This window comes from Bacillus sp. jun7 (genome assembly GCF_051034795.1).
GTDB classification, from domain to species: domain Bacteria; phylum Bacillota; class Bacilli; order Bacillales; family Bacillaceae; genus Bacillus; species Bacillus velezensis.
Genome location: NZ_CP093219.1, coordinates 798223 through 822717, shown reverse-complemented (window position 1 = coordinate 822717; position 24495 = coordinate 798223). Strand labels below are relative to the sequence as shown.

The window sequence follows — 24495 nt, the reverse complement described above, 5'->3', positions numbered from 1 at the left end:
GCCCGCGGGCTTCTTTTTTATGCGCGGCCGTTCTATGTGTCCAAGCTGAGGCATAAATTGAAACAAGCCTAAATAAGGAGTGGACGGTCCCTTGCGCGTTTCAAATGTAACGGTTCGAAAACGTTTATTACTGGTTTTGCTTTTTGGCGTAATCATTTTTTTGATCATTGACAGCAGATTAGGCTATGTCCAATTTGTGATGGGGGAAAAGCTGACTTCTTTGGCTAAGGATTCCTGGAGCCGGAATTTGCCGTTTGAGCCTGAGCGGGGAGAGATCCTTGACCGAAACGGCGTGAAGCTGGCTACGAATAAAAGCGCGCCGACCGTCTTTGTCGTACCGCGCCAGATTCAAAATCCCATAAAAACGGGCAAGCTTCTCGCGTCAGTTTTAAATATGTCGGAAGAGAAGGTCTACAAACACATTACTAAGAAAACCTCCATCGAAAAAATCTCACCCGAGGGGCGGAAAATTTCCAATAAAAAAGCGAAAGAAATCAAAGCGCTCGACTTAAAAGGGGTTTATGTGGCTGAAGACAGCATCCGCCATTATCCGTACGGAAGCTTTTTGTCCCATGTTCTCGGTTTTGCCGGTATTGATAACCAGGGCCTTCTCGGATTGGAGGCTTATTATGATGATGACTTAAAAGGTGTAAAGGGATCAGTGAAATTTTATACGGATGCCAAGGGGAAGAAAATGCCTGATGAAGCGGATGATTACACCCCTCCGAAAGACGGACTTGATATGAAATTGACGATTGACGCCAAGGTTCAGACGATTATAGAAAGAGAGCTCGATAATGCTGCGGCGAAATATAATCCCGACGGAATGATTGCGGTCGCAATGAATCCGAAAAACGGGGAAGTGCTCGGTATGTCAAGCCGTCCTGATTTTGATCCGGCTGACTATCAATCCGTAGATCCGTCCGTTTACAACCGGAACCTGCCGGTATGGAGCACATATGAACCGGGTTCGACCTTTAAGATTATTACGCTTGCGGCGGCTCTCCAAGAGCAAAAAGTAAACTTGCAAAGAGACCACTTTTATGACAAAGGATTTGCCGAGGTTGACGGCGCCCGCCTCCGATGCTGGAAAAAGGGCGGCCACGGTTCGCAATCTTATCTTGAAGTCGTTCAAAATTCCTGCAACCCTGGGTTTGTACAGCTGGGGGAACGGCTCGGAAAACAAAAGCTGTTTCAATATATTAAGGACTTCGGCTTTGGAAAGAAAACAGGCATTGATCTGCAAGGGGAAGGAACGGGGATCTTATTCCCGCTTGACAGAGTCGGCCCGGTCGAACAGGCGACAACCGCTTTCGGACAAGGGGTTTCCGTCACGCCGATTCAGCAGGTGGCAGCCGTTTCCGCAGCAATAAACGGCGGAACGCTTTATACTCCGTTTATCGCCAAAGAGTGGGTTGATCCCGTTACGAAAAAAACCGTTAAGAAACAATCGCCGATTGCGAAAAGGCAAGTTATTTCCCAGGAAACGTCAAAGCAGATCAGATATGCTTTAGAAAGCGTCGTCGCTCAGGGAACGGGGCGGAATGCCTTTGTGGAAGGATATCGCGTCGGCGGAAAAACAGGTACCGCACAAAAGGTCAAAGACGGCAAATATCTCGAAAACAACCATATCGTCTCCTTTATCGGTTTTGCGCCGGCTGATGACCCGAGCCTTGTCGTGTATGTCGCGGTTGATAATCCGAAAGGCACGATTCAATTCGGGGGAACCGTCGCCGCGCCGATTGTCGGAAATATGATGAGAGACAGTCTGCCGGAGCTCGGCGTGAAACCGCGAAAAAATCAAATCGAGAAAAAATATCAATGGAACGACACAAAAACAATAGAGGTTCCGAATGTTGTAGGGATGTCTGTCTCTGATCTTGAGTCGCTGCTTGTCAATTTGAATATTGACTCCTCAGGAAAAGGAAGCAAAATTGTGAAACAATCACCTGCAGCCGGAACGAAAGTAAAAGAAGGCTCAAAGATCCGTGTTTACTTGAGTGAAGAATGAGTCTTTTTGAGGCAGCCGATTGTTTTCGGCTGCCTTTTATCATAAAGAGAAAAAAAGAAGATAACTTTTAAGATTAACTGGATGTATCCTTTTATTTACGCTAAAATATGAACTGTATGTTTAAAAGCCATTCTGACTTTTATAAACGGTTATCATGATAAAAGAATGAATAGAATTTCTGAGAGGTTTGATACAATGAAACTTACAAAGCTGCTTACATATTTAATGGCCGAACCTGTTCAAAATGACTTTCATGACCCTGACATAACTTCAATTGAGATGGACTCCAGGGAAGTGAGAAAAGGGAGTCTTTTTGTGTGTATAAAAGGGTATACGGTAGACGGACATGATTTCGCCCAAAAAGCCGCAGAAAACGGCGCAGCGGCCATCGTTGCCGAGAAAGAGCTTGACGTCGATGTCCCTGTCATTATCGTCCGCCGGTCACAGCGGGCGCTCAGCGTTCTTTCTGACGCGTTTTACGGGCAGCCGACAAAGCAGCTTCAGCTTATCGGCATCACCGGCACAAACGGCAAGACATCAACGACGCACATGGTTGATGAGATTTTCAAAAAAGCGGGAAGACAGACCGGTTTAATCGGAACGATGTACATTAAAATCGGGGATGAGACATTCCCGGTCAAAAATACAACGCCCGAAAGCGTCACACTGCAAAAAACGTTCAAGAAAATGAATGATGAGCATGTTGACACAGCTATTATGGAAGTGTCTTCTCACGCTCTGTCACTCGGCAGGGTTCACGGCTGCGATTATGATATTGCCGTATTCACGAACCTGACACAGGACCATTTAGACTATCACAAGACGATGGAAGACTACAGACAGGCTAAAAGCCTCCTGTTTTCCCAGCTGGGCGGCTCCTTTAACCATGAAAAGCCGAAGCGGGCCGTTTTAAACGCAGATGACAAAGCCAGTGCTTACTTTGAAAAAGTGACGGCGGCGCACATCCTTACATACGGAATCGAGAACGATGCCGATGTCATGGCGAAACAAATCGAGATCTCTGCGCAAGGCACAAGTTTTGAACTCGTTACGCCAAAAGGAACAAAGCAGATCACGGTTTCACTCGTCGGCCGCTTCAACGTGTATAACGTACTGGCTGCAGCGGCGACAGCGATCGCAGCGGGTCTGCCGTTTGATACGATCACAAGCGCTCTTGAAGAGCTGCAAGGTGTCAGAGGCCGGTTTGAACTGGTGAATCATAATCAGCCGTTTCCTGTGATCGTCGATTACGCGCACACGCCTGACAGTCTGGAAAACGTTCTGAATACATGCAAAGACATGACAGAGGGCAAGCTTTTCGTCGTCGTCGGCTGCGGCGGAGACCGGGATAAAACGAAACGCCCGAAAATGGCGGAAATTGCGGTGCGGATTGCCGACGAACCGATTTTCACTTCAGATAACCCGAGAAGCGAAGACCCTCTGGCCATATTAAGAGATATGGAAAGAGGGGTAGAAGGCACCTACTATCACAGTATCGCAAACCGCGAGCAGGCTATCTTTTTTGCCATTGCCAACGCGAAAAAGGGAGATGTGGTTCTGATTGCCGGGAAAGGGCATGAAACCTATCAGCAGATCGGCAATGAAACATTCGACTTTGATGACGCCGAAGTAGCGGGAAGAGCTATTGTTGAGCTGAATAAAAAGTAAAACAGGAAAGAGTGTTAGAATGAGGGAAATGAAAAGAATTACGGGGACACAATGTGAATATGATAAATACGTATGTCGTTTGAACGAAACGGGAGGAGAAAAGAGCAATGCTTGAGCAAGTGATTTTATTTACAATAATAATGGGATTTTTAATCAGTGTTCTGATATCTCCGATTCTTATCCCGTTTTTAAGACGTTTAAAATTCGGCCAAAGTATCAGGGAAGAGGGGCCGAAATCACATATGAAAAAATCAGGGACGCCGACGATGGGCGGGGTCATGATTATCGTATCCATCGCCATTACGGCGATTGTCATGACGCAGAAATTTTCGCATCTGAGCGCGGAAATGTTTCTTCTGCTGTTTGTTACGATCGGATACGGCCTGCTCGGCTTTCTGGATGACTATATTAAAGTAGTAATGAAACGGAATCTCGGATTGACGTCGAAGCAGAAATTGATCGGCCAGATCATTATTGCCATTGTATTTTACGGAGTATATCATTATTGCCATTTTTCAACCGGCATCAGGGTGCCCGGCACACATCTGTCAATCGATCTCGGCTGGGGATACTTTATCCTCGTTCTCTTTATGCTTGTCGGAGGTTCAAATGCCGTCAACCTGACAGACGGTCTGGACGGTCTCTTGTCCGGTACCGCGGCTATCGCATTCGGCGCTTTCGCCATCCTTGCGTGGAACCAGTCACAATATGACGTTGCGATTTTCTCGGTTGCCGTTGTCGGCGCCGTTCTCGGTTTTCTTGTATTCAACGCCCATCCCGCCAAAGTATTTATGGGGGATACCGGTTCGCTTGCGCTCGGAGGAGCGATCGTGACCGTTGCCATTCTGACGAAGCTTGAAATTCTGCTCGTCATTATCGGCGGAGTTTTTGTTATTGAGACCTTATCTGTTATCTTACAAGTCATCAGCTTTAAAACGACAGGAAAACGAATCTTTAAGATGAGTCCGCTTCACCACCATTACGAATTGGTCGGATGGTCTGAATGGAGAGTTGTCGTCACATTCTGGACTGCGGGACTGCTGCTTGCCGTTTTAGGAATTTACATCGAGGTGTGGTTATAAGTGGAAAACGAACTTTTTTTGCGAAAACAAAACTTTCTGGTCCTCGGACTGGCGAAAAGCGGATATGCGGCTGCGTCGATTCTTCATGAAAAAGGCATTAACGTCGTCGTAAATGATCAAAAAGCCTTTGAAGAGAACGAACCTGCCCAAAGGCTTTCAGAAAGAGGGATCGAGGTCATCTGCGGTGAGCATCCGACGTCACTTTTTGATCAGCATCACATTACCATTCTGATCAAAAATCCCGGAATCCCGTATGAAAATATCATGGTGGAGGAAGCGCAAAGAAGAGGCATCCCGGTCTGGACGGAAATCGAGCTTGCGTATTATATCACCAATGCAAAATTCATCGGCATTACAGGTTCAAACGGGAAAACAACAACGACGACCCTGATTTATGAAATGCTGAAAGCTGACTCGATAAAGGCGCTGATCGCAGGGAATATCGGCACTGTCGCCAGTGAAGTGGCTTATCATGCTGACGGTGATGAATGGATCGTTACAGAGCTTTCTTCGTTCCAGCTTATGGGGACTCATGCGTTCAGACCTGAAATCGGCCTGATTTTAAATGTGTTCGACGCTCATTTGGATTACCATCACAGCCGTGAAAACTATGAAAAAGCCAAGCAGAACGTGTATCTTCATCAGCTTGAGAGTGATACGGCCATCGTGAATCAAAGCGATGAAACAGTCGTGCGGCTTGCCGAAAGCGGAAAAGCCGGCACCGTTCCGTTTTCAGTTCATCAGGAACTGTCAAGCGGCGCATTTATTAAAGACGGAATGCTGATGTTCGGCGATGAAGCGATTCTGCCTGTTGATGACATCGTGCTGCCGGGCGCGCACAATTTAGAAAATATATTGGCCGCTGTAGCCGCGGCAAAAACGGCGGGCGCGTCTAATAAAGCGATTCAGAAGGTGCTGACAAGCTTTACCGGTGTCAAACACCGTCTGCAGTATGTAACAGCAATCCGGAATCGTAAATTTTATAATGACAGCAAAGCGACGAATATTTTGGCTACAAGCAAAGCGCTCTCCGCGTTCAAAGCACCGGTTATTCTTCTTGCAGGCGGACTGGACCGCGGCAACGGTTTTGACGATCTGAAACCGTATATGGACAATGTCAAAGCGGTCCTGACGTTCGGACAGACAGCGCCGAAGATAGAAAAACTGGGCAATGAGCTGGGAATACAACATGTCAAACGTGTCGATAATGTTGAACAAGCAGTATCTGCGGCGTTTGCGCTCTCAAATGAAGGAGACGTCATCCTCTTGTCACCCGCGTGTGCAAGCTGGGATCAGTTCAAAACATTTGAAGAACGCGGTGACATGTTTATAGATGCCGTGCATATGCTTAAGTAAGGGCTTGTCTCTGTTCATCGGCAGCCCTAAATGACTTATGCTTGGGGTGTCGATTGCTTTGACTACTAAAAAAACAGCGCCTGATTTGTTATTAGTTATTATTACGTTATTGCTTTTAACAATAGGATTAATTATGGTCTACAGTGCAAGTGCGGTATGGGCGGATTATAAATTTGACGACTCGTTTTTCTTCGCAAAACGGCAGCTGCTGTTTGCGGGGATCGGCGTCATTGCCATGTTTTTCATTATGAATGTGGATTATTGGACATGGCGCACATGGTCGAAGCTGCTTCTGATCATTTGTTTTTTTCTGCTTGTGCTTGTGCTGATTCCGGGAGTCGGAATGGTGCGGAACGGTTCAAGAAGCTGGATCGGAGTGGGAGCGTTCAGCATTCAGCCTTCGGAGTTTATGAAACTCGCGATGATTGCGTTTCTGGCTAAATTTCTTTCTGAAAAACAGAAGAATATTACGTCATTCAGACGCGGATTCGTTCCCGCGCTCGGAATCGTGTTTTCTGCATTTATTATTATTATGTGCCAGCCGGACCTGGGAACGGGGACGGTAATGGTGGGTACGTGCATCGTGATGATTTTTGTATCCGGTGCGCGAATCGCTCATTTCGCGTTTCTCGGACTCATCGGTTTAAGCGGATTTGCGGCGCTTGTTCTGTCCGCTCCTTATCGGATTAAACGGATTACCTCTTACTTAAACCCGTGGGAGGACCCGCTTGGAAGCGGATTTCAGATCATTCAGTCGCTCTATGCCGTAGGTCCGGGCGGACTGTTCGGGATGGGGCTCGGCCAAAGCCGGCAAAAGTTTTTTTACCTGCCGGAGCCGCAAACCGATTTCATTTTTGCTATTTTATCTGAGGAACTCGGCTTTATCGGCGGTTCGCTCATATTGCTGCTGTTCAGTATTTTATTATGGCGGGGCGTCAGGATTGCCCTCGGCGCGCCGGATTTATACGGAAGCTTTGTCGCCATCGGTATTATTTCTATGATAGCTATTCAAGTCATGATTAATATCGGCGTTGTGACGGGGCTGATCCCGGTAACAGGAATTACGCTGCCGTTTTTAAGCTACGGAGGCTCATCACTGACGCTGATGCTCGCAGCGGTCGGCGTGCTTTTAAATGTCAGCCGGTACTCGAGGTATTGATCTGTATCTTGCCTCATCACTCATGATCTATTCGTTATCTATAAAAAAACAGACAACATCAATAACCCTGTCCTAAAAAACAGGGTTATCGCTATGTGATTAAGGGGGACATACGAATGCGTATTGCAGTAAGCGGAGGCGGAACCGGAGGACATATTTATCCGGCTTTGGCCTTTATTAAAGAAGTTCAGCGCCGGCATCCGGATGTGGAATTTTTGTATATCGGAACAGAGAACGGTCTTGAGAAAAAAATTGTTGAACGGGAAAATATCCCGTTCCGCGCCATTGAAATTACAGGTTTCAAACGAAAACTTTCTTTTGAAAATGTAAAAACCGTCATGCGTTTCTTAAAAGGCGTGAAGAAAAGCAAATCATATTTAAAAGAGTTTAAACCGGATGCCGTTATCGGTACAGGCGGCTATGTATGCGGTCCGGTTGTATACGCGGCCGCAAAAATGGGAATTCCGACGATCATTCATGAGCAAAACAGCCTTCCAGGCATCACAAATAAGTTTCTCTCGAAATATGTTAATAAGGTGGCAATTTGCTTTGAAGAGGCAAAATCACATTTTCCTGCTGAAAAAGTTGTGTTTACGGGAAACCCGAGAGCCTCTGAAGTCGTCTCAATTAAGACAGGCCGCTCATTAACTGAGTTCGGGCTGAAAGACAATCAAAAAACGGTGCTCATTTTCGGCGGAAGCAGAGGCGCGGCTCCCATTAACCGTGCCGTTATAGATATGCAGGAAGAATTGAAAACGAGACCTTACCAAGTGCTTTATATTACCGGGGAAGTGCATTACGAGAAGGTAACGGCTGAGCTGAAAGGCGGAAAAGCCGCTGATAATATGGTGACAAAACCGTTTTTGCACCAAATGCCGGAGTACTTACAATCAATTGATGTCATTGTGGCAAGAGCCGGAGCGACGACGATTGCGGAGATCACCGCTCTCGGCATTCCGAGCGTGCTTATTCCGAGCCCGTATGTGACAGCCAATCACCAGGAAGTCAATGCGAAGGCGCTCAGCCAGCATGACGCTGCAATCGTACTGAAGGAAACCGAGCTCAGCGGAGAAAAACTGATCGCTGCGCTGGACAAAATCGTCATGAATGAAGAAACCTTAAAAGACATGAGTGAGCGGACAAAATCACTCGGTGTTCCGGATGCGGCAGCCAGACTGTACAGTATCATGGAAGACATAAAAAAATAGAGCAAATGGAATGCGGAGGTTTATGATGGAGAACGTAATTCAGGAATTAAGAGACCGCGAAGTCGGCAAAGTGCTGGAACAAGAACCGCTCGCGAACCATACAACGATGAAAATCGGCGGTCCGGCGGACATTTTAATCATCCCCAACCGTGTGGAAGCGGTCAAAGATATTATGGATATTGTGAAGAAACATGATCTGCCATGGACGGTTATCGGCCGCGGTTCAAATCTGCTCGTGCTTGATGAAGGCATAAGAGGAGTTGTCATCAAACTGGGCGCAGGTCTGGATCATTTGGAGATTGACGGTGATCAGGTGACGGTCGGAGGCGGCTATTCGGTCGTCCGGCTTGCGACTTCCATGAGTAAAAAAGGAATGTCCGGTCTCGAATTTGCAGCGGGCATCCCCGGATCAATCGGCGGGGCCGTCTATATGAATGCCGGGGCGCACGGATCTGATATGAGTGAGATTCTTGTGAAAGCCCGTATCTTATTTGAAGACGGCACAATCGAATGGCTGACAAACGAAGAGATGGATTTCAGCTACAGAACGTCTGTTTTGCAGAAAAAACGCCCCGGCGTCTGTCTCGAGGCAGTTCTTCAGCTTGAGCAAAAGGAACGGGAAGCCATTACGGCGCAAATGCAGCAGAACAAAGATTACAGAAAAAATACGCAGCCGTATTCAAGCCCATGCGCCGGAAGCATATTCAGAAATCCGCTGCCGAATCATGCCGGAAACCTCGTTGAAAAAGCGGGATTAAAAGGACATCAGATCGGCGGAGCGAAAGTATCCGAAATGCACGGAAATTTTATCGTCAATGCCGGCGGAGCGACTGCCAAGGACGTTCTCGACCTGATTGAGTATGTGAAAAAGACAATCCGTGAGCAGTATGATGTTGACATGCATACAGAAGTTGAAATCATCGGAGGGAATCGTTAAAAGGTTCTCTGATTTACATGAGCTCATGTGATATACTTTTAACAAATGTCAAACGGCATCACAGCATGCCGTTTGTTTTTCAATCAGACGAATGTCAAGCTGTTTCATTCTTAGTGAGGTGGACAGGCAGTGAACCCAAATCATGAAAGAGAAAAAATCGTAAATATTGAAGAGCGGATTCCGAAAATCAAAGAGCAGCGGAAACAAAAAGCAAACCGCCGGCTGATTTCATTCATTGTGCTCTTTTTTATGATGGTGCTGATCATCGTGTACTTGCAGATGCCGATCAGCAAAGTGTCTTCTGTCACCGTTTCCGGAAACGAAAACGTGTCTGTAAAAGAGATCAACGCGCTTTCTGATATACATAACGGACAAACCGAGTTCTGGAGTCTGAACAAGAAAAAAACAGAAGAAAAGATTGAGCAGAATAAACTGGTGAAAAAGGCGGATCTTTCAAAAGTATTTCCTAATAAAGTCAGCATTCACATTGAAGAATACAAGACGATCGCGTATCTGCAGCGGAATGATGTGTATTATGAAGTGCTGGAGAACGGCACCGTGCTGCCGAACGAAGTCACGCCGGATGACGCGGGCCCGATTTTGGTTGACTGGACAAACGCGAAAAAGCGGGTCAAAATGGCGGAACAGCTTGATAAGCTTTCCGGTTCGCTAAAGCAGTCGATTTCTGAAATCTATTACACACCGGTAAAAATGGATCAGGACCGGATCAAGCTGTATATGAACGACGGGTATGTAGTTACCGCTTCTATTAAAACATTTGCCGACCGGATGAAGACCTATCCTTCTATCGTTTCCCAGCTGGACGGCGGGAAAAAGGGGATTATCCACTTAGAAGTCGCTACGTATTTTGAAGAATTTAACAAAGGTAAATCCGGCAAGAAAAAAGAAAATGATTAATAGTTCTAAAGAACTAATTTAGAGGTGATTCAAAAGAATCTATTATAATCAGCGGGGCAGCCGATATAACCGATAGCGGAATAATTATGACTATGTTTGTTTTTGCCTGGGATAGGCTGCCGGACAAGCGGAAAATTCTCAATGCAATGGGCGTGTCTTCTTTAATGAGCATTGCATTTGGAATTTTCCTCCTGTTTCTTCTTTTTTCGGATGTTTCTGGCAATATCTATAGCTTTTCTGGAGGTTCATCTTAGTGTAGACTAATGGAAAGCGGGTATATTTGCATCTGGTTTACACATTATGGCACCGTGACAGGAAATCTTACGGTAAGGTGGTCCGTCTCTAAAAAAAATAAAAAAAATGCGATATAAAAGAGGATATACATAGAATATAACGAATAGTTTCATTAAACATAAATTGTGAGAAATCAGATAGAAATTTGTTGATGCTGTTGTTTTTGTTACACACTTGTAAAGCCACATCCATTGTATTGTTGTTCCGCAAATAATAGAATAGAATTTGATCGAAATGTGAGGAGGTGCCATAGAATGAACAACAATGAACTTTACGTCAGTCTTGACATCGGTACGTCCAATACAAAAGTGATCGTCGGAGAAATGACAGATGATTCCCTTAACATTATCGGAGTGGGAAATGTACCGTCTGAAGGGTTGAAAAAAGGCTCAATCGTTGATATAGATGAAACCGTTCATTCTATAAGAAAAGCGTTTGACCAAGCTGAAAGAATGGTAGGTTTTCCGCTGAAAAAAGCCATTGTCGGCGTTAATGGAAATTATATTCATATTCAAGATACGAACGGCGTTGTCGCTGTTTCCAGTGAAAACAAAGAAATTCACGTTGAAGACGTCCGCAGGGTAATGGAAGCGGCACAGGTCGTGTCGGTTCCGCACGAGCAGCTGATCGTTGACGTCATTCCGAAACAGTTTATCGTTGACGGAAGAGACGAAATTACCGATCCGAAAAAAATGCTCGGTGTGCGCCTGGAAGTAGAAGGCACGCTGATTACCGGCTCCAAAACGATCTTACATAATTTACTTCGCTGTGTGGAGAGAGCGGGCGTTGAAATTACTGATATCTGCCTGCAGCCGCTTGCGGCCGGTTCGGCGGCTTTGTCAAAAGACGAAAAAAACCTCGGAGTCGCCATGATTGATATCGGCGGCGGCTCGACGACGGTGGCGGTATTTGAACAGGGGCACCTGAAGGAGACAGCCGTCATTCCGCTCGGAGGCGAAAACATCACGAAAGATGTATCGATCGGATTGCGCACTTCCACCGAAGAGGCTGAAAGAGTAAAAAAACAATTCGGACATGCATTCTACGATGAGGCTTCAGAAGATGAAGTATTTGAAGTCACCGTCATAGGAACGAATCAAAAGCAATCTTTTACACAGCAGGAAATTGCCAATATTATTGAAGCAAGAGTGGAAGAGATTCTTGAGATTGCCGCAGCCGAAATTGAGCATATGGGAATTACAGATCTGCCCGGCGGCTTTGTGCTGACCGGCGGACAGGCCGCAATGCCCGGAGTGCTTTCATTGGCACAGGAAGTGCTGAGGCACAATGTAAGGGTCGCAAGCCCGAATTATATCGGTGTAAGAGACCCTCAGTATATGACGGGTGTCGGCTTGATACAATTTGCCTGCCGAAATGCCAGAATTCAGGGAAGAAAAATAGGCTTTCATATGCCGGAAGAAGCCGTGCAGGAAATCGCGGTCTCTCACGAAGAAGAACATCATCAGCGGCCTGAGGCGCAGCAGCGTCCAAAAGCAAAACAAAAAACACAAGCCGAACACAACAAACCGAGCAAAATGAAAAAACTATTAAGCATGTTTTGGGAATAGATTGATAGTCATTCGGCAGATTAGGAGGATTTAGCATGTTGGATTTCGAAACAAACATAGACGGCTTAGCATCAATTAAAGTAATCGGAGTAGGAGGCGGCGGTAATAACGCGGTCAACCGAATGATTGAAAATGAAGTGCAGGGTGTAGAGTACATTGCGGTAAACACGGACGCGCAAGCTCTTAACCTATCAAAAGCGGAAGTGAAAATGCAGATCGGGGAAAAGCTGACCCGCGGTCTCGGAGCGGGAGCGAATCCGGAAGTCGGCAAAAAAGCCGCAGAAGAAAGTAAGGAACAAATCGAAGAAGCGCTAAAAGGCGCTGACATGGTGTTCGTTACAGCCGGAATGGGAGGCGGTACCGGAACGGGAGCCGCACCGGTTATCGCGCAAATCGCAAAGGACTTAGGCGCTTTGACTGTCGGTGTCGTAACAAGACCGTTTACATTTGAAGGAAGAAAACGTCAGCTGCAGGCTGCAGGCGGTATCACGGCAATGAAAGAAGCCGTTGACACACTGATCGTTATTCCGAATGACCGCATTCTTGAAATTGTCGATAAAAACACACCGATGCTTGAAGCATTCCGTGAAGCTGATAACGTGCTTCGCCAAGGGGTGCAAGGTATCTCTGACCTCATCGCGACGCCTGGTTTAATCAACTTGGACTTTGCCGATGTCAAAACCATCATGTCCAACAAAGGTTCAGCATTGATGGGTATCGGGATCGCTACGGGCGAAAGCCGTGCTGCTGAAGCCGCCAAAAAGGCGATCTCCAGTCCGTTACTGGAAGCGGCAATCGACGGAGCGCAAGGTGTTTTGATGAACATTACGGGAGGTACAAACCTGAGCCTCTACGAAGTGCAGGAAGCAGCCGACATCGTCGCTTCTGCATCTGACCCTGATGTCAATATGATTTTCGGTTCAGTTATCAATGAAAATCTGAAAGATGAAATCGTCGTCACCGTTATTGCGACCGGTTTTATCGAACAGGAAAAAGATGACTCAAAACCGCAGCGTCCGAATTTAAACCAAGGATTGAAGTCTCAAAGCCAAAACGCTGCGAAACGTGAGCCGAAACGAGAAGAAACACAGCATCAAAACACGGTGAACCGCCATACATCACAGCCGGCGGATGATGCTCTCGACATTCCTACATTTTTAAGAAACCGCAACAAACGCGGCTGATGTAAAAAAGGACAAGACCACATGGTTTTGTCCTTTTTCTTTTTTGTGCACAGTCTTCCTTCCTATCCCCCATGATCTATACAGTGAAAAAAGAAACTTTAGACCTATGACGAATTGATTGTTTTTTAGTTTCATACGGCTTTCTACAGAATGTGACAATATCTGAATGGAAGATTGTCTACATTTAACGTACAGCATCGAAATGACAAACGATTCCAATTAAGAAGGAGGGATACACATTTTATAGGTCGTTACCAAATAAGGGGGGGATACGATTGAAGAAAAAAACGAGAAACAGATGGACAGGCTCCGTTTTAAGCGCGATTGTCGTCAGTTCACTGTTGTTTCCGGGTGGAGCCGGAGCGAACAGCACACCGGGGGCAGTTTCTTTCACCAAAGATCTTTCTTCCTCTAAGAGCATTCAGCATAAGATTTCCGATTCAGTCAAGAAGCGTTTTGAAAAAAATGATAAAGTCACGTTTCTTATCAAATTTAAAGAGAAAGCCAATACGAAAAAAGCGGTCAAACAAGCAGAAAAAAATGCCGAGTCTCAATCGCTTTCCGCAGCAAAAACCGAATATCAAAAGCGGTCAGCCGTCGTTTCTTCTTTAAAACTGGCGGCTCATGATGCGCAGCAGAATCTGAAAACATACTTGGAAAAACAAAAAAAGAAAGGAAAGGCTGATCACATCCATTCCTATTATATTGTCAACGGAATGGCAGTTACTGCTTCGAAAGAGGTAATGGAAAAAGTTGCCTCATTTCCTGAAGTAGAAAAAGTTCTTCCGAATGAAAAACGTCAGCTTACTCAACGGCAATCAAAAGCTCCTTTTCAAATGAAGAAAAAACAAAAAGAGGTCAAAGCAAAGGAAGGCATCGAATGGAATATCAGCCAAATTGATGCGCCGCAGGCCTGGGCCTCAGGATACGACGGAACCGGCACGGTTGTCGCCTCCATTGATACGGGAGTTCAGTGGGATCATCCCGCGCTTAAGGAAAAATACCGGGGTTACGATCCTGAAAATCCCGCAGCGCCGAATCATGAAATGAACTGGTATGATGCCGTGTCCCATAAAGACGCTCCCTACGATGACCTTGAACACGGCACTCATGTAACAGGGACCATGACGGGTTCAGAACCTGACGGCTCAAATCAAATCGGTGTGGCTCCGGGGGCGAAATGGATCGCAGTAAAAGCATTTTCAGATGACGGAGGAACCGATGCCGATATTTTGGATGCCGGTGAATGGGTGCTCGCGCCTAAAGATAAAAACGGCACGCCGCATCCCGAGATGGCGCCGGATGTTGTCAATAATTCCTGGGCGGGCGGTTCGGGAATGGACGAGTGGTACCGCGATATGGTGAATGCGTGGAGAGCGGCAGGGATTTTTCCGGAATTCTCTGCGGGAAATGAAGACTTATTTACACCGGGAGGACCAGGTTCAATCGCAAATCCGGCCAATTATCCTGAAGCATTTGCGACAGGTGCGACTGACATCGACAAGAAACTCGCTGATTTCTCACTTCAAGGCCCCTCACCGTATCATGAAACAAAACCGGACATTTCGGCTCCGGGCGTGAATATCCGTTCTTCTATTCCTGGAGGAACATACGAAGGCGGCTGGGACGGAACTTCAATGGCCGGGCCGCATGTGGCGGCGACGGCGGCTTTGTTAAGGCAGGCGAACGCCTCTATTACGGTCGATGAAATGGAAGACGTTTTGACGCGCACCGCCGAAAAGCTGACAGATTCTGTTTTTCCGGAATCACCGAATAACGGTTACGGCCACGGCCTCGTTAACGCTTTTGATGCCGTTTCTGCCGTAACGGACGGAATCGGAAGCGTAGAAGGCAAGGTATCTTCTGCGGGCGAAGATCACAATCCGCCCAGCTTTCATCATGAACCGGTCTCAGAGGCTTACAAAGGGGCAAACCTTCCGTTAACGGTTACAGCAGAAGATGATGTAAGCATAACTGAGGTGATCCTCTCCTATCAGTTTGATGAAGGAGAGTGGAAAACGACAGCCGCCGTTCAAAAAAGCGGTGATGAAAAAAAGGGAACATACCAGGCGGCGATTCCGGACATAACGGGAAGCAAGATAAGTTATAAATGGACCATAAAAGATTTCGGAGGTCATTCTGTAGAATCTGATACGTACCGGGCTGACGTGAAACCGAGCATTACGGCGGGATACAAAGAGGATTTTGAATCACAGCCGGCGGGCTGGTCCAGTTACGGGACACATGATCAATGGGAATGGGGTATCCCGGGTTCAGGGCCCGGCGCCGCATTTTCCGGAGAAAAAGTGTATGCGACGAATCTGTCCGGCCCTTATGCCGATTCGGCCAACATGAATCTCGTGATGCCTCCGATTCAAGTTCCGGAAACAGGGCGGCTGTTTTTACAATTTAAAAGCTGGCACAAGCTCGAAGAATTTTTTGATTACGGGTATGTGTTCGTTCTGCCGGAAGGGAAATCAAATTGGGAGCAGGCGGCCGTTTACAATGGTGATTCCGCAGGATGGAATGATGAAGAGGCAGATTTATCTGCGTATAAAGGCCAAAACATAAAGCTCATGTTTAATATGCAGTCTGACGAAGTACTCAATGAAGACGGATGGTATATCGATGATGTCCGGCTTTCAAGCAGCCCTCTCGGCAAGGCGGCTAAAAAAAGTAAACACAACAGACAAACACCTCCCGGCCACCTGAAGAAAAAAGCCATCAGTCCGAAACAGGCCAAACCGGCAGTGAAATCGCCCGGAAAAAGAGTGAAACGTGAAACAAACCTCCTGCCGCTCAGAGCGCAAATCAGTGTCGCCGAGACGGGGAAATCCGTATATTCCGACCCTGCAAGCGGAAGCTATAGCCTGTCACATAAGGCGGGAAGCTATACGCTGAAAGCCGAGGCTTACGGATTTAAGTCCGCTTCGAAACAAGTTTCTATTCAATCAGACAAAACCGCACAGGCAGACTTTACACTAGAGCAAATGCCGTCCGGCACGCTAAAAGGAACCATCACCAATCAGTCCACAGGCGAACCGGTAAAAGGGGCTGCGCTTTATGTGGCCGAGGATGCCGCAATTGAACCGGCGGTGACAAACGATAAAGGGGAATATTCGCTTAAGGCGTACGAAGGCTCCTACACAATCAAAGTAGCGGCAAAAGGCTTTTACAATAGCGAATTTTCTGTCGACATCAAAGGAGATGCTGAAAAAAACGTCAAGCTTAAGCCGTATGTCGGTTATGAAGGGGAAATCGCCTATGATAACGGGACGGAAGAAGCCGCGCTGTCATATTTTAAAGCCGGCAGCAAATCTGCCGTTAAGATGACCCTCAAAGATGGAAAAGAACACGGTATGCTGACGGGAGGCCTTTTTAAATTTTGGGGCGCCGACTGGCCTGATCCGGGCGGTACCGAATTTCAAGCAGAAGTATATGATGCATCCGGCCCTGCTGGAGCTCCTGGCAGCAAAATTGCCGGCCCGTTCCAAGCTGAAGCGCTTCGAAACGGCGAGTGGACCAATGTGGATCTCAGCTCAAAAGGAATCGCGGTCGGAAAGGATTTTTATCTGGTGTTCCGTCAGACGAAACCCGATCCTTATACACCTGCCCTGTCATCTGATGACGGCAGTCCGTACTCGAACAGAAACTGGCAATACCTCGACGGCCGCTGGTCAAAAGCCGATAAATCAGACGGAAACTTTATGATCAGGGCTTTGGTCGACTACGAAGCTTCTGTGCCTGAGATAACGTCGCCTGAAGACCGGTCATTTACAAACAAGAAGTCAATCACGGTGAAAGGAACGGCTTCACCAAAAACCGCTGTCCGTCTTACCAATAACGGTAAAACCGCCGCAGAAACGAAAGCAGATGCAGACGGCAATTTCCAGGCCGGTGTCACACTCACTAAAGATGCCAATCGGCTGACGGCGGCATCTGTGACAGACAGCGGGTCAACCGATGAGTCACGCCCTGTCACGGTCATACTGGATGAGGATAAGCCTGATGTGACGATTGACAGTCCGTCAAACGGTGATAAAACAAATAAAGAAGCAGTTACTGTAAAAGGAAAAGCTTATGACGCCCATTTAAAATGGGTAAAGGTGAACGGAAAAAAAGCTGAAGTAAATAACGGTTCTTATCAAGCGAGAACCCTTCTGGAAAACGGCAGCAATGAGATCAAGGTCACGGCCTCAGATGAAGCGGGTAACAAAACAACGAAAAAGACGGTAATCGATGTCAATTACAATGCTCCCGTCATTTCCGGATTGGTTCCCGGAGCGGATAAGGAATTAAAAGCCGGAGAATCAGTGAAAATCGCTTTTTCAAGCGGAAAGAAATTAGACGCTTCCTTCGTGATCCGTCTGCCTCTGACAAACGCCCGGGCAGGGAGCCAAAACGCAACAGAGCTTCCGCTGAGAGAAATTTCTCCGGGACGATATGAGGGTTACTGGACGGCGGCTTCTTCCATCAAAGCAAGCGGAGCAAAAATTGACGTTATCGCAAGAGATGACTACGGAAATGAAACGAGACAGACGGCTAAAGGAAAACTTTATATCAATGAGTAAAAACAGAGCGCTGCCAAATCACGGCAGCGCTTTTTTAGTTGAAGGGGACAATAGAAAATCAACCTTTTCGGCCCTCGACAAATAAAACGGTTATCCCTTAAAAATTGTACTTTACCCTCAACATTAATTGACAGACTTTCCCACAGAGCTTGCTTTATACTTATGAAACAAGAGAGAGAAACAGATATGTAAGACAAAAGAGGAAAGGGGTCAGATGTGAAAATCTATTTGGATGTCATTTGGCTGTTGAACTTTTGTTTTGATTCTCTTTTGCTTTTATTGACCGCCTTTATTTTAAAACGCCAGGTGAAAAAAAGAAGAGTGGCCGCCGGCGGTTTCATCGGGTCAGCCATTGTGCTTCTGATGTTTACGCCTGTTTCTCCCTTTGTGGAGCATCCGGCGGGAAAAATGGCGTTTTCGGTAGTCATCGTGCTTACGGCTTTTGGCTTTAAACGGTTCCGATACTTTTTTCAAAATTTGTTCGCCTTTTATTTCGCGACTTTTCTCGTCGGCGGGGGAATGATCGGCGTACATTCCCTGCTGCAGACAGAATCAATTGTGCAGCAAGGCGTAATGGTCACAAGCCAGACCGGATTCGGCGACCCGATCAGCTGGATGTTTGTAGTTATCGGATTTCCGGCCATATGGTTTTTTTCGAAAAAGAGAATTGAAGACATTGAGACGAAGTCCATTCAGTACGATGAACTTGTCATGGTGCAGGCGGAATTCAGCGGACAGACAATCCGCGCGAAAGGATTGGTGGATTCCGGGAATCAGCTGTATGATCCGCTGACGAAAACGCCGGTCATGATTCTCCGCATTGACAAATTCGCTCCGATTCTCAGCGAAAAGGAAACGGACCTCATCAAATCCGCCAGTCCGCTTGAAGTGATAGAGCAGCTTGATGATTCGTTCCGTCATGCGGATAAGCTGAGGCTGATTCCATACAGGGGCGTCGGCCAGGACAATCAATTTTTACTCTGTTTAAAGCCGGATTACGTCACGATTTTAACAAAAGACGAGATGATCGCATGTGAAAAATGCCTGATCGGCATCAGCACGAAGCCATTATCCGCTGACGGTGAATTTGACGGAATCGTTCATCCGAAGATGCTGACAGGGAAGGCTGTAAAACATGTTTCCTGACGAAAAGTCTGTTATTCATCATACTCAAAACGCGTGGTATTTAGAAGGGGGAGGAAGATGAAAAAACTTAAGCTGCGTCTGACATATTTGTGGTATAAATGGCTGATGAAACTCGGACTGAAAAGCGATGAAGTGTATTACATAGGAGGAAGCGAGGCGCTGCCGCCGCCTTTGTCTAAAGAAGAGGAGCAGGTGCTCTTATTAAAGCTGCCGAGCGGGGATCAGGCGGCGCGGGCCATCCTGATTGAGAGAAACTTACGTCTTGTCGTTTACATTGCCCGCAAATTCGAAAACACCGGCATCAATATCGAGGACTTAATCAGCATCGGCACCATCGGTTTGATCAAAGCGGTAAACACGTTTAATCCGGAAAAGAAAATCAAACTCGCCACCTACGCATCGCGATGTATTGAAAACGAAATTTTAATGTACTTGCGCCGAAACAATAAAATCCGTTCAGAGGTGTCCTTTGATGAACCGCTGAACATTGATTGGGACGGAAACGAACTGCTGCTTTCGGATGTGCTCGGCACAGATGATGATATTATTACAAAAGACATTGAAGCCAATGTGGATAAAAAACTTTTGAAAAAAGCGCTTGAGCAATTAAACGAAAGAGAAAAGCAGATTATGGAACTGCGTTTCGGGCTTGTCGGAGAAGAAGAAAAAACACAAAAAGATGTAGCCGACATGATGGGGATTTCACAATCTTATATCTCCCGGCTCGAAAAGCGGATTATCAAAAGACTGAGAAAAGAGTTTAACAAAATGGTGTAAAATTTTTTCCATCTGACAGCCCTTACTGCTGCAAGGATTGCCGGCGCCGGATGTTTATTTCTGTAAAATGGCGGTGCATATTTTTCCCACCCGAGGAGATACTTAACGTTGTACAGCAGCTCCTAGTGGGAGGGAAAAACGTGTCAAGAAATAAAGTCGAAATTTGCGGGGTGGATACCTCCAAATTACCGGTGCTCAAGAATGAAGAGATGAGAAAGCTGTTTAGGCAATTGCAGGATGAGGGCGATGATTCAGCGAGGGAAAAGCTTGTAAACGGCAATCTGCGCCTTGTCTTAAGCGTCATTCAGAGGTTTAACAACAGAGGAGAGTATGTTGATGACTTATTTCAGGTCGGCTGCATCGGACTAATGAAATCCATTGATAATTTTGACCTAAGCCATAATGTTAAGTTTTCAACATACGCTGTACCGATGATCATCGGAGAAATCCGCAGATATTTGCGGGATAACAATCCGATCCGCGTCTCGAGGTCGCTTCGCGATATCGCATATAAAGCGCTTCAAGTAAGAGAGCGGTTAATCAGTGAGACAAGCAGGGAGCCGACAGCAGAGGAAATCGCCAAAGTTCTTGAAGTGCCCCATGAAGAAATTGTGTTTGCCCTTGACGCCATCCAGGATCCGGTTTCACTGTTTGAGCCGATTTATAATGACGGCGGCGATCCGATCTACGTGATGGACCAGATCAGCGATGAGCGCAACAAGGATACACAATGGATTGAGGAGCTCGCTCTGAAAGAAGGCATGAGAAGACTGAACGAACGGGAAAAAATGATTTTGCGAAAGCGCTTTTTCCAAGGGAAAACCCAAATGGAAGTCGCTGAAGAAATCGGGATATCCCAAGCTCAGGTCTCAAGGCTTGAAAAGGCAGCCATTAAACAAATGAATAAGAATATCCATCAATAACGGAAAAAGCCTTTAAACTTTGTTTAAAGGCTTTTTTCATGCGATGGTTTACGTTTGCAAAAAAGTGATGTATTCTAATGTGTAAAAGTTTTTAGAAAATTTAAATAAAGTAAACGGGGGAAACTGCAATGATTTTACAGCTGGACAGTGTGTCATTAAAAAGAAACGGGAAATGGATTTTGAAAGATATCAACTGGCGCGTTGAGAAAAACGAAAATTGGGTGCTGTACGGATTAAACGGAGCCGGAAAAACGGCTTTGCTGAATATGTTATGCTCTTATTACTTCCCCACTTCAGGAGAGATGCAGGTGCTCGGCCATCAATTCGGCAAAACAGAGCTCGGTGACAGGCTCAGAAGGAAAATCGGCCTTGTTTCGGCAGGTCTTCAGCACAAATTATATGCCGCGGACTCCGCTTTTGAAATCGCCCTCAGCGGCGCGTACGCCTCAATCGGGCTGTACGAAACTCCGAGTGAGCAGGTAAGGGAAAAAGCGATCGGTCTTCTGAAGGATTTGGGCGCCATCAGTTACGCCGACAGACGGTATGAAACATTATCACAAGGGGAAAGACAAAGAGCGCTGATTGCGCGGGCGCTTATGGCTGATCCGGAACTGCTGATTTTGGACGAACCCGTGACGGGTCTTGATTTTATGGCAAGGGAGCAGCTGCTGGACACGATTACGTCGATCGCCGAAAAAGAAAATGCGCCGTCCATCCTTTATGTCACCCATCACGCTGAAGAAATTCTGCCGGTATTTGATCAGGCGCTGCTTTTAAAACAAGGCGAGGTGTTCGCCTCCGGGAAAATCAGGGACATGCTTTCTGACGAGCGGCTTACAGCGTTTTTCGATACGCCTGTCAATGTCTTATGGAACAATGGCCGCCCGTTTTTAACACGTGCAAAAGAGGCATCATCCGTCAAATAACATCAATTCACCCTGGGGGTGCTGCCATGCGGCTGAGAGAGACGTTGTCTCAACCCTTAACGGACCTGATCCGGATCATGCCGGCGGAGGGAAGCGGTGAAAAAAGCGGAGGAAGATCCGTTTTTTACCCGTTTCATTTTAATGAAACGGGTTTTTTGATACAGCCAAAGGGGAGATTTCCAATGCATCAGATTGATATGCTGTTACACCAGGCGGAGAAACGGAGGCACGACTTCATACATATTGCTGAAAGGTTGATCGCCTTTCCCACTCCGGCCCCGCCAGCAAGAAATACGGCAGAAGCCCAAAAGTGGGTGGCCGGCTTTTTAAAAGAAACGGGCTGCTCGGTCGATATGTGGGATGTGTATCCGGAAGATCCGAATGTAGTCGGTGTTTTAAAAGGGACAGATTCAAGCAGGCATCAAAGCCTGATTTTAAACGGACACATTGATGTGGCAGAAGCCGGGGGCGAAGACTGGAACTCTGACCCGTTTCAGCCGCTCGTAAAAGACGGCATGCTGATCGGAAGGGGCGCCGCTGATATGAAAGGGGGTTTGGCGTGTGTTCTTTTCTCTCTGAAGCTGATCCATGATGCCGGCATTAAGCTTCCGGGCGACCTCATTGTACAGTCTGTAATCGGAGAAGAAGTCGGCGAGGCGGGGACGCTGGAATGCTGCAAACGCGGCTATCACGCCGATTTTGCGGTTGTCGCGGATACGAGCAGCCTGCATATTCAAGGGCAGGGCGGTGTCATCACCGGCTGGATAGAATTGAAAAGCAAACAAACATTTCATGACGGCATGAGGCGCAATATGATTCATGCGGGCGGAGGCACATTCGGAGCGAGCGCCATCGAAAAAATGGCGAAAATCATCACTGCCTTGGGAGAGCTGGAGCGCCACTGGGCGGTAACGAAAAGCTATCCCGGCATTGCGCCCGGCACCAATACGATCAACCCCGCCGTCATTGAAGGCGGAAGACACGCAGCGTTTGTCGCCGATGAATGCCGGTTATGGATCACCGTCCACTTTTATCCGAACGAAACGCACGAACAAGCAGCCGCAGAAATCGAAGACTATATTAATCGTGTCGCTGACAGTGATCTGTGGCTCAAAGAAAACAGGCCGGTGTTCAAATGGGGCGGATCTTCGATGATTGAAGACAGAGGAGAGGTGTTCCCGGCGCTGGAAATCGATCCGGATCATCCGGCAGTTTCTGTCTTGGCTGCATCACACTCTGCCGTCAAAAAACAGGAGCCCGTCATTGATGTTTCCCAAACCGTAACAGACGGAGGATGGCTTTATCAGGCCGGGATTCCGAGCGTCATATACGGCCCCGGCGATTTAAAAAACGCCCACTCCGTAAACGAGGAAGTGTCCGTTGATGAGCTTATGGACTATACGAAAATCATGCTGAGATTTATTCTCGGCTGGTGCAGCCGCAAAAAAGATTGCCCGATGTGACAAGGTTCAGCCCGGCCGTTCATATAATAGGAAAAAGAACGGGCAAAGGGCGTGATACGGATGATCAGCATATCTGAATTTCAAATAAAAGATGTGGTAAACGTATCGAACGGAAAAAAACTCGGAAGCATCGGGGATATTGATATTAACGTGACAACGGGAAAAATTCAGGCGATTATTTTAGGCGGCAGCGGAAAAGTTCTCGGTTTTTTCGGAAAAGAAGAGGAAATGATCATTCCTTGGCGAAATATAGTTAAAATTGGGGAAGATGTCATCTTAGTGCGTGTAAATGAACCAAAGGGGGGAGCGTAATCCTCCCTTTACTTGTAAAAAGCCGGAAATCTCAATGTTTCCGGCACATTTATTTATCTCATTTTTCAATCAGCCGCTAAACGTATGCTTAAAATTGTGTTAAAATGAGTGGGAAATTACGCTTTTTTAATGTTTGTCGAAAGGTTGGATCTCCATGAATACATATCACCCGTTTAGTCTTACCACCCCCTCGGCACTCATGATAGAAGACTGGAACTGTGTGAATCAGCTTAACACAAAGGTCATCGCCGGATTCACAACGAAAAACGGCGGTGTCAGCAATCCTCCGTATGAGTCATTAAATACCGGATTGCACGTCCGGGACGAAGCTCATGATGTTGTGACAAACCGTGAAGTCATAGCGTCCTTATGCGGTACTGATCTGGATTCCTGGGTGTTCGCCGACCAGACACATGAAAACCGCGTCCGGCGCGTGACAGCCGGGGATAAAGGAAAAGGAGCGAGAGACTATTCTTCCGCATTCCGCGGGACGGACGGGCTCTACACGAAAGATGCGAATCTTTTTTTGGCCCTTTGTTTTGCGGACTGTGTGCCCTTGTATTTTTATGACCCGGTGAAATCCATTATCGGCGCTGCCCATGCCGGATGGAAGGGGACGGTCAAACAAATCGGACGCATCATGACGGAACGCTGGGTAAACGAAGAAGGCTCCCGTTTAACAGATATTCAGGCTGTCATCGGTCCGTCCATCAGCGCGGGAAGCTATACAGTCGACGACCGCGTCATCAATGAAGTGCGGGCGCTGCCCTTTACGGCTGAATCCGCCATATGCGAAACGGAAAAAGGCCAGTATCAGCTTGATTTAAAAGAGGTCAACCGTCTTCTTCTGATACATTGCGGCATTCCGGAAGAAAACATTTCAGTCAGCGGTCTATGCACCGAACGAGAGCATGAACTATTCTTTTCACACCGCCGCGACAAAGGGAAAACGGGACGCATGATGTCCTTTATCGGAATGAAGGAGGCATAAG

The 24495-nt window shown here is 46.9% G+C and carries 18 protein-coding genes and 1 riboswitch; all 18 genes read left to right on the top strand.

Going from position 1 to position 24495, the window contains the following annotated elements:
- The first annotated feature begins 91 nt into the window (after nucleotides 1-91).
- The 18 genes from MJQ52_RS03480 to pgeF all read left to right on the top strand — a co-directional run bounded on the left by MJQ52_RS03480 (nucleotide 92) and on the right by pgeF (nucleotide 24494).
- A complete protein-coding gene (locus MJQ52_RS03480; RefSeq protein ID WP_003154438.1) occupies nucleotides 92-2011 on the top strand; it encodes a stage V sporulation protein D in 1920 nt (639 codons plus the stop codon).
- 195 nt (nucleotides 2012-2206) lie between these two features.
- Nucleotides 2207-3679 carry a UDP-N-acetylmuramoyl-L-alanyl-D-glutamate--2,6-diaminopimelate ligase gene (locus MJQ52_RS03475; protein ID WP_014417717.1) on the top strand — a complete coding sequence of 491 codons (1473 nt, stop codon included), beginning with the start codon at nucleotides 2207-2209 and terminating at the stop codon, nucleotides 3677-3679.
- A gap of 107 nt (nucleotides 3680-3786) precedes the next feature.
- Entirely contained in the window at nucleotides 3787-4761 is a 975-nt protein-coding gene (mraY, locus tag MJQ52_RS03470; protein ID WP_007409707.1) for a phospho-N-acetylmuramoyl-pentapeptide-transferase, read from the top strand.
- A complete protein-coding gene (gene murD, locus MJQ52_RS03465; RefSeq protein ID WP_003154432.1) occupies nucleotides 4762-6117 on the top strand; it encodes a UDP-N-acetylmuramoyl-L-alanine--D-glutamate ligase in 1356 nt (451 codons plus the stop codon).
- Between the two features lie 58 nt (nucleotides 6118-6175).
- Nucleotides 6176-7276 (top strand): stage V sporulation protein E, encoded by a 1101-nt coding sequence (spoVE, locus tag MJQ52_RS03460; protein ID WP_003154430.1) that lies wholly within the window; start codon nucleotides 6176-6178, stop codon nucleotides 7274-7276.
- A 116-nt stretch (nucleotides 7277-7392) separates the two neighbouring features.
- Nucleotides 7393-8484, top strand: coding sequence for an undecaprenyldiphospho-muramoylpentapeptide beta-N-acetylglucosaminyltransferase (murG, locus tag MJQ52_RS03455; RefSeq protein WP_003154428.1), 1092 nt, complete (start codon nucleotides 7393-7395; stop codon nucleotides 8482-8484).
- 25 nt (nucleotides 8485-8509) lie between these two features.
- Nucleotides 8510-9421, top strand: coding sequence for a UDP-N-acetylmuramate dehydrogenase (gene murB / locus MJQ52_RS03450; RefSeq protein ID WP_015388267.1), 912 nt, complete (start codon nucleotides 8510-8512; stop codon nucleotides 9419-9421).
- 129 nt (nucleotides 9422-9550) lie between these two features.
- On the top strand, nucleotides 9551-10339 hold the full coding sequence (locus MJQ52_RS03445) for a cell division protein FtsQ/DivIB (RefSeq protein ID WP_024085278.1): 789 nt from the start codon (nucleotides 9551-9553) through the stop codon (nucleotides 10337-10339).
- Nucleotides 10340-10887: 548 nt separating this feature from the next.
- Nucleotides 10888-12201, top strand: coding sequence for a cell division protein FtsA (ftsA, locus tag MJQ52_RS03440; protein WP_077722176.1), 1314 nt, complete (start codon nucleotides 10888-10890; stop codon nucleotides 12199-12201).
- A gap of 35 nt (nucleotides 12202-12236) precedes the next feature.
- Nucleotides 12237-13385, top strand: a complete 1149-nt coding sequence (gene ftsZ / locus MJQ52_RS03435) for a cell division protein FtsZ (protein ID WP_070081790.1) — start codon at nucleotides 12237-12239, stop codon at nucleotides 13383-13385.
- Nucleotides 13386-13660: 275 nt separating this feature from the next.
- Complete coding sequence (locus MJQ52_RS03430; protein WP_094246957.1) at nucleotides 13661-17956, top strand: S8 family peptidase; 4296 nt, start codon at nucleotides 13661-13663, stop codon at nucleotides 17954-17956.
- Between the two features lie 216 nt (nucleotides 17957-18172).
- Nucleotides 18173-19102, top strand: a complete 930-nt coding sequence (gene spoIIGA / locus MJQ52_RS03425) for a sigma-E processing peptidase SpoIIGA (protein ID WP_094246956.1) — start codon at nucleotides 18173-18175, stop codon at nucleotides 19100-19102.
- A 57-nt stretch (nucleotides 19103-19159) separates the two neighbouring features.
- A complete protein-coding gene (gene sigE / locus MJQ52_RS03420; protein ID WP_007409714.1) occupies nucleotides 19160-19879 on the top strand; it encodes an RNA polymerase sporulation sigma factor SigE in 720 nt (239 codons plus the stop codon).
- Nucleotides 19880-20019: 140 nt separating this feature from the next.
- Nucleotides 20020-20802, top strand: coding sequence for an RNA polymerase sporulation sigma factor SigG (sigG, locus tag MJQ52_RS03415; protein ID WP_003154420.1), 783 nt, complete (start codon nucleotides 20020-20022; stop codon nucleotides 20800-20802).
- A 128-nt stretch (nucleotides 20803-20930) separates the two neighbouring features.
- Entirely contained in the window at nucleotides 20931-21728 is a 798-nt protein-coding gene (locus MJQ52_RS03410; RefSeq protein ID WP_015417427.1) for an ABC transporter ATP-binding protein, read from the top strand.
- Between the two features lie 4 nt (nucleotides 21729-21732).
- Nucleotides 21733-21837: riboswitch (TPP riboswitch) on the top strand.
- A gap of 73 nt (nucleotides 21838-21910) precedes the next feature.
- A complete protein-coding gene (locus MJQ52_RS03405) occupies nucleotides 21911-23191 on the top strand; it encodes an acetylornithine deacetylase (protein WP_024085282.1) in 1281 nt (426 codons plus the stop codon).
- Nucleotides 23192-23251: 60 nt separating this feature from the next.
- Complete coding sequence (locus MJQ52_RS03400; RefSeq protein WP_003154415.1) at nucleotides 23252-23503, top strand: YlmC/YmxH family sporulation protein; 252 nt, start codon at nucleotides 23252-23254, stop codon at nucleotides 23501-23503.
- A gap of 154 nt (nucleotides 23504-23657) precedes the next feature.
- Nucleotides 23658-24494: a peptidoglycan editing factor PgeF gene (pgeF, locus tag MJQ52_RS03395; protein ID WP_032868803.1), complete on the top strand. Its 837-nt coding sequence runs from the start codon at nucleotides 23658-23660 to the stop codon at nucleotides 24492-24494.
- Nucleotide 24495 lies beyond the last annotated feature (1 nt).

Coding starts and splice junctions, on each gene's coding strand:
- MJQ52_RS03475 (WP_014417717.1), top strand. CDS start 2,207: ATGAAACTTACAAAGCTGCTTACATATTTAATGGCCGAACCTGTTCAA.
- mraY (WP_007409707.1), top strand. CDS start 3,787: ATGCTTGAGCAAGTGATTTTATTTACAATAATAATGGGATTTTTAATC.
- murG (WP_003154428.1), top strand. CDS start 7,393: ATGCGTATTGCAGTAAGCGGAGGCGGAACCGGAGGACATATTTATCCG.
- murB (WP_015388267.1), top strand. CDS start 8,510: ATGGAGAACGTAATTCAGGAATTAAGAGACCGCGAAGTCGGCAAAGTG.
- ftsA (WP_077722176.1), top strand. CDS start 10,888: ATGAACAACAATGAACTTTACGTCAGTCTTGACATCGGTACGTCCAAT.
- ftsZ (WP_070081790.1), top strand. CDS start 12,237: ATGTTGGATTTCGAAACAAACATAGACGGCTTAGCATCAATTAAAGTA.
- sigE (WP_007409714.1), top strand. CDS start 19,160: ATGAAAAAACTTAAGCTGCGTCTGACATATTTGTGGTATAAATGGCTG.
- MJQ52_RS03410 (WP_015417427.1), top strand. CDS start 20,931: ATGATTTTACAGCTGGACAGTGTGTCATTAAAAAGAAACGGGAAATGG.
- MJQ52_RS03405 (WP_024085282.1), top strand. CDS start 21,911: ATGCATCAGATTGATATGCTGTTACACCAGGCGGAGAAACGGAGGCAC.
- MJQ52_RS03400 (WP_003154415.1), top strand. CDS start 23,252: ATGATCAGCATATCTGAATTTCAAATAAAAGATGTGGTAAACGTATCG.
- pgeF (WP_032868803.1), top strand. CDS start 23,658: ATGAATACATATCACCCGTTTAGTCTTACCACCCCCTCGGCACTCATG.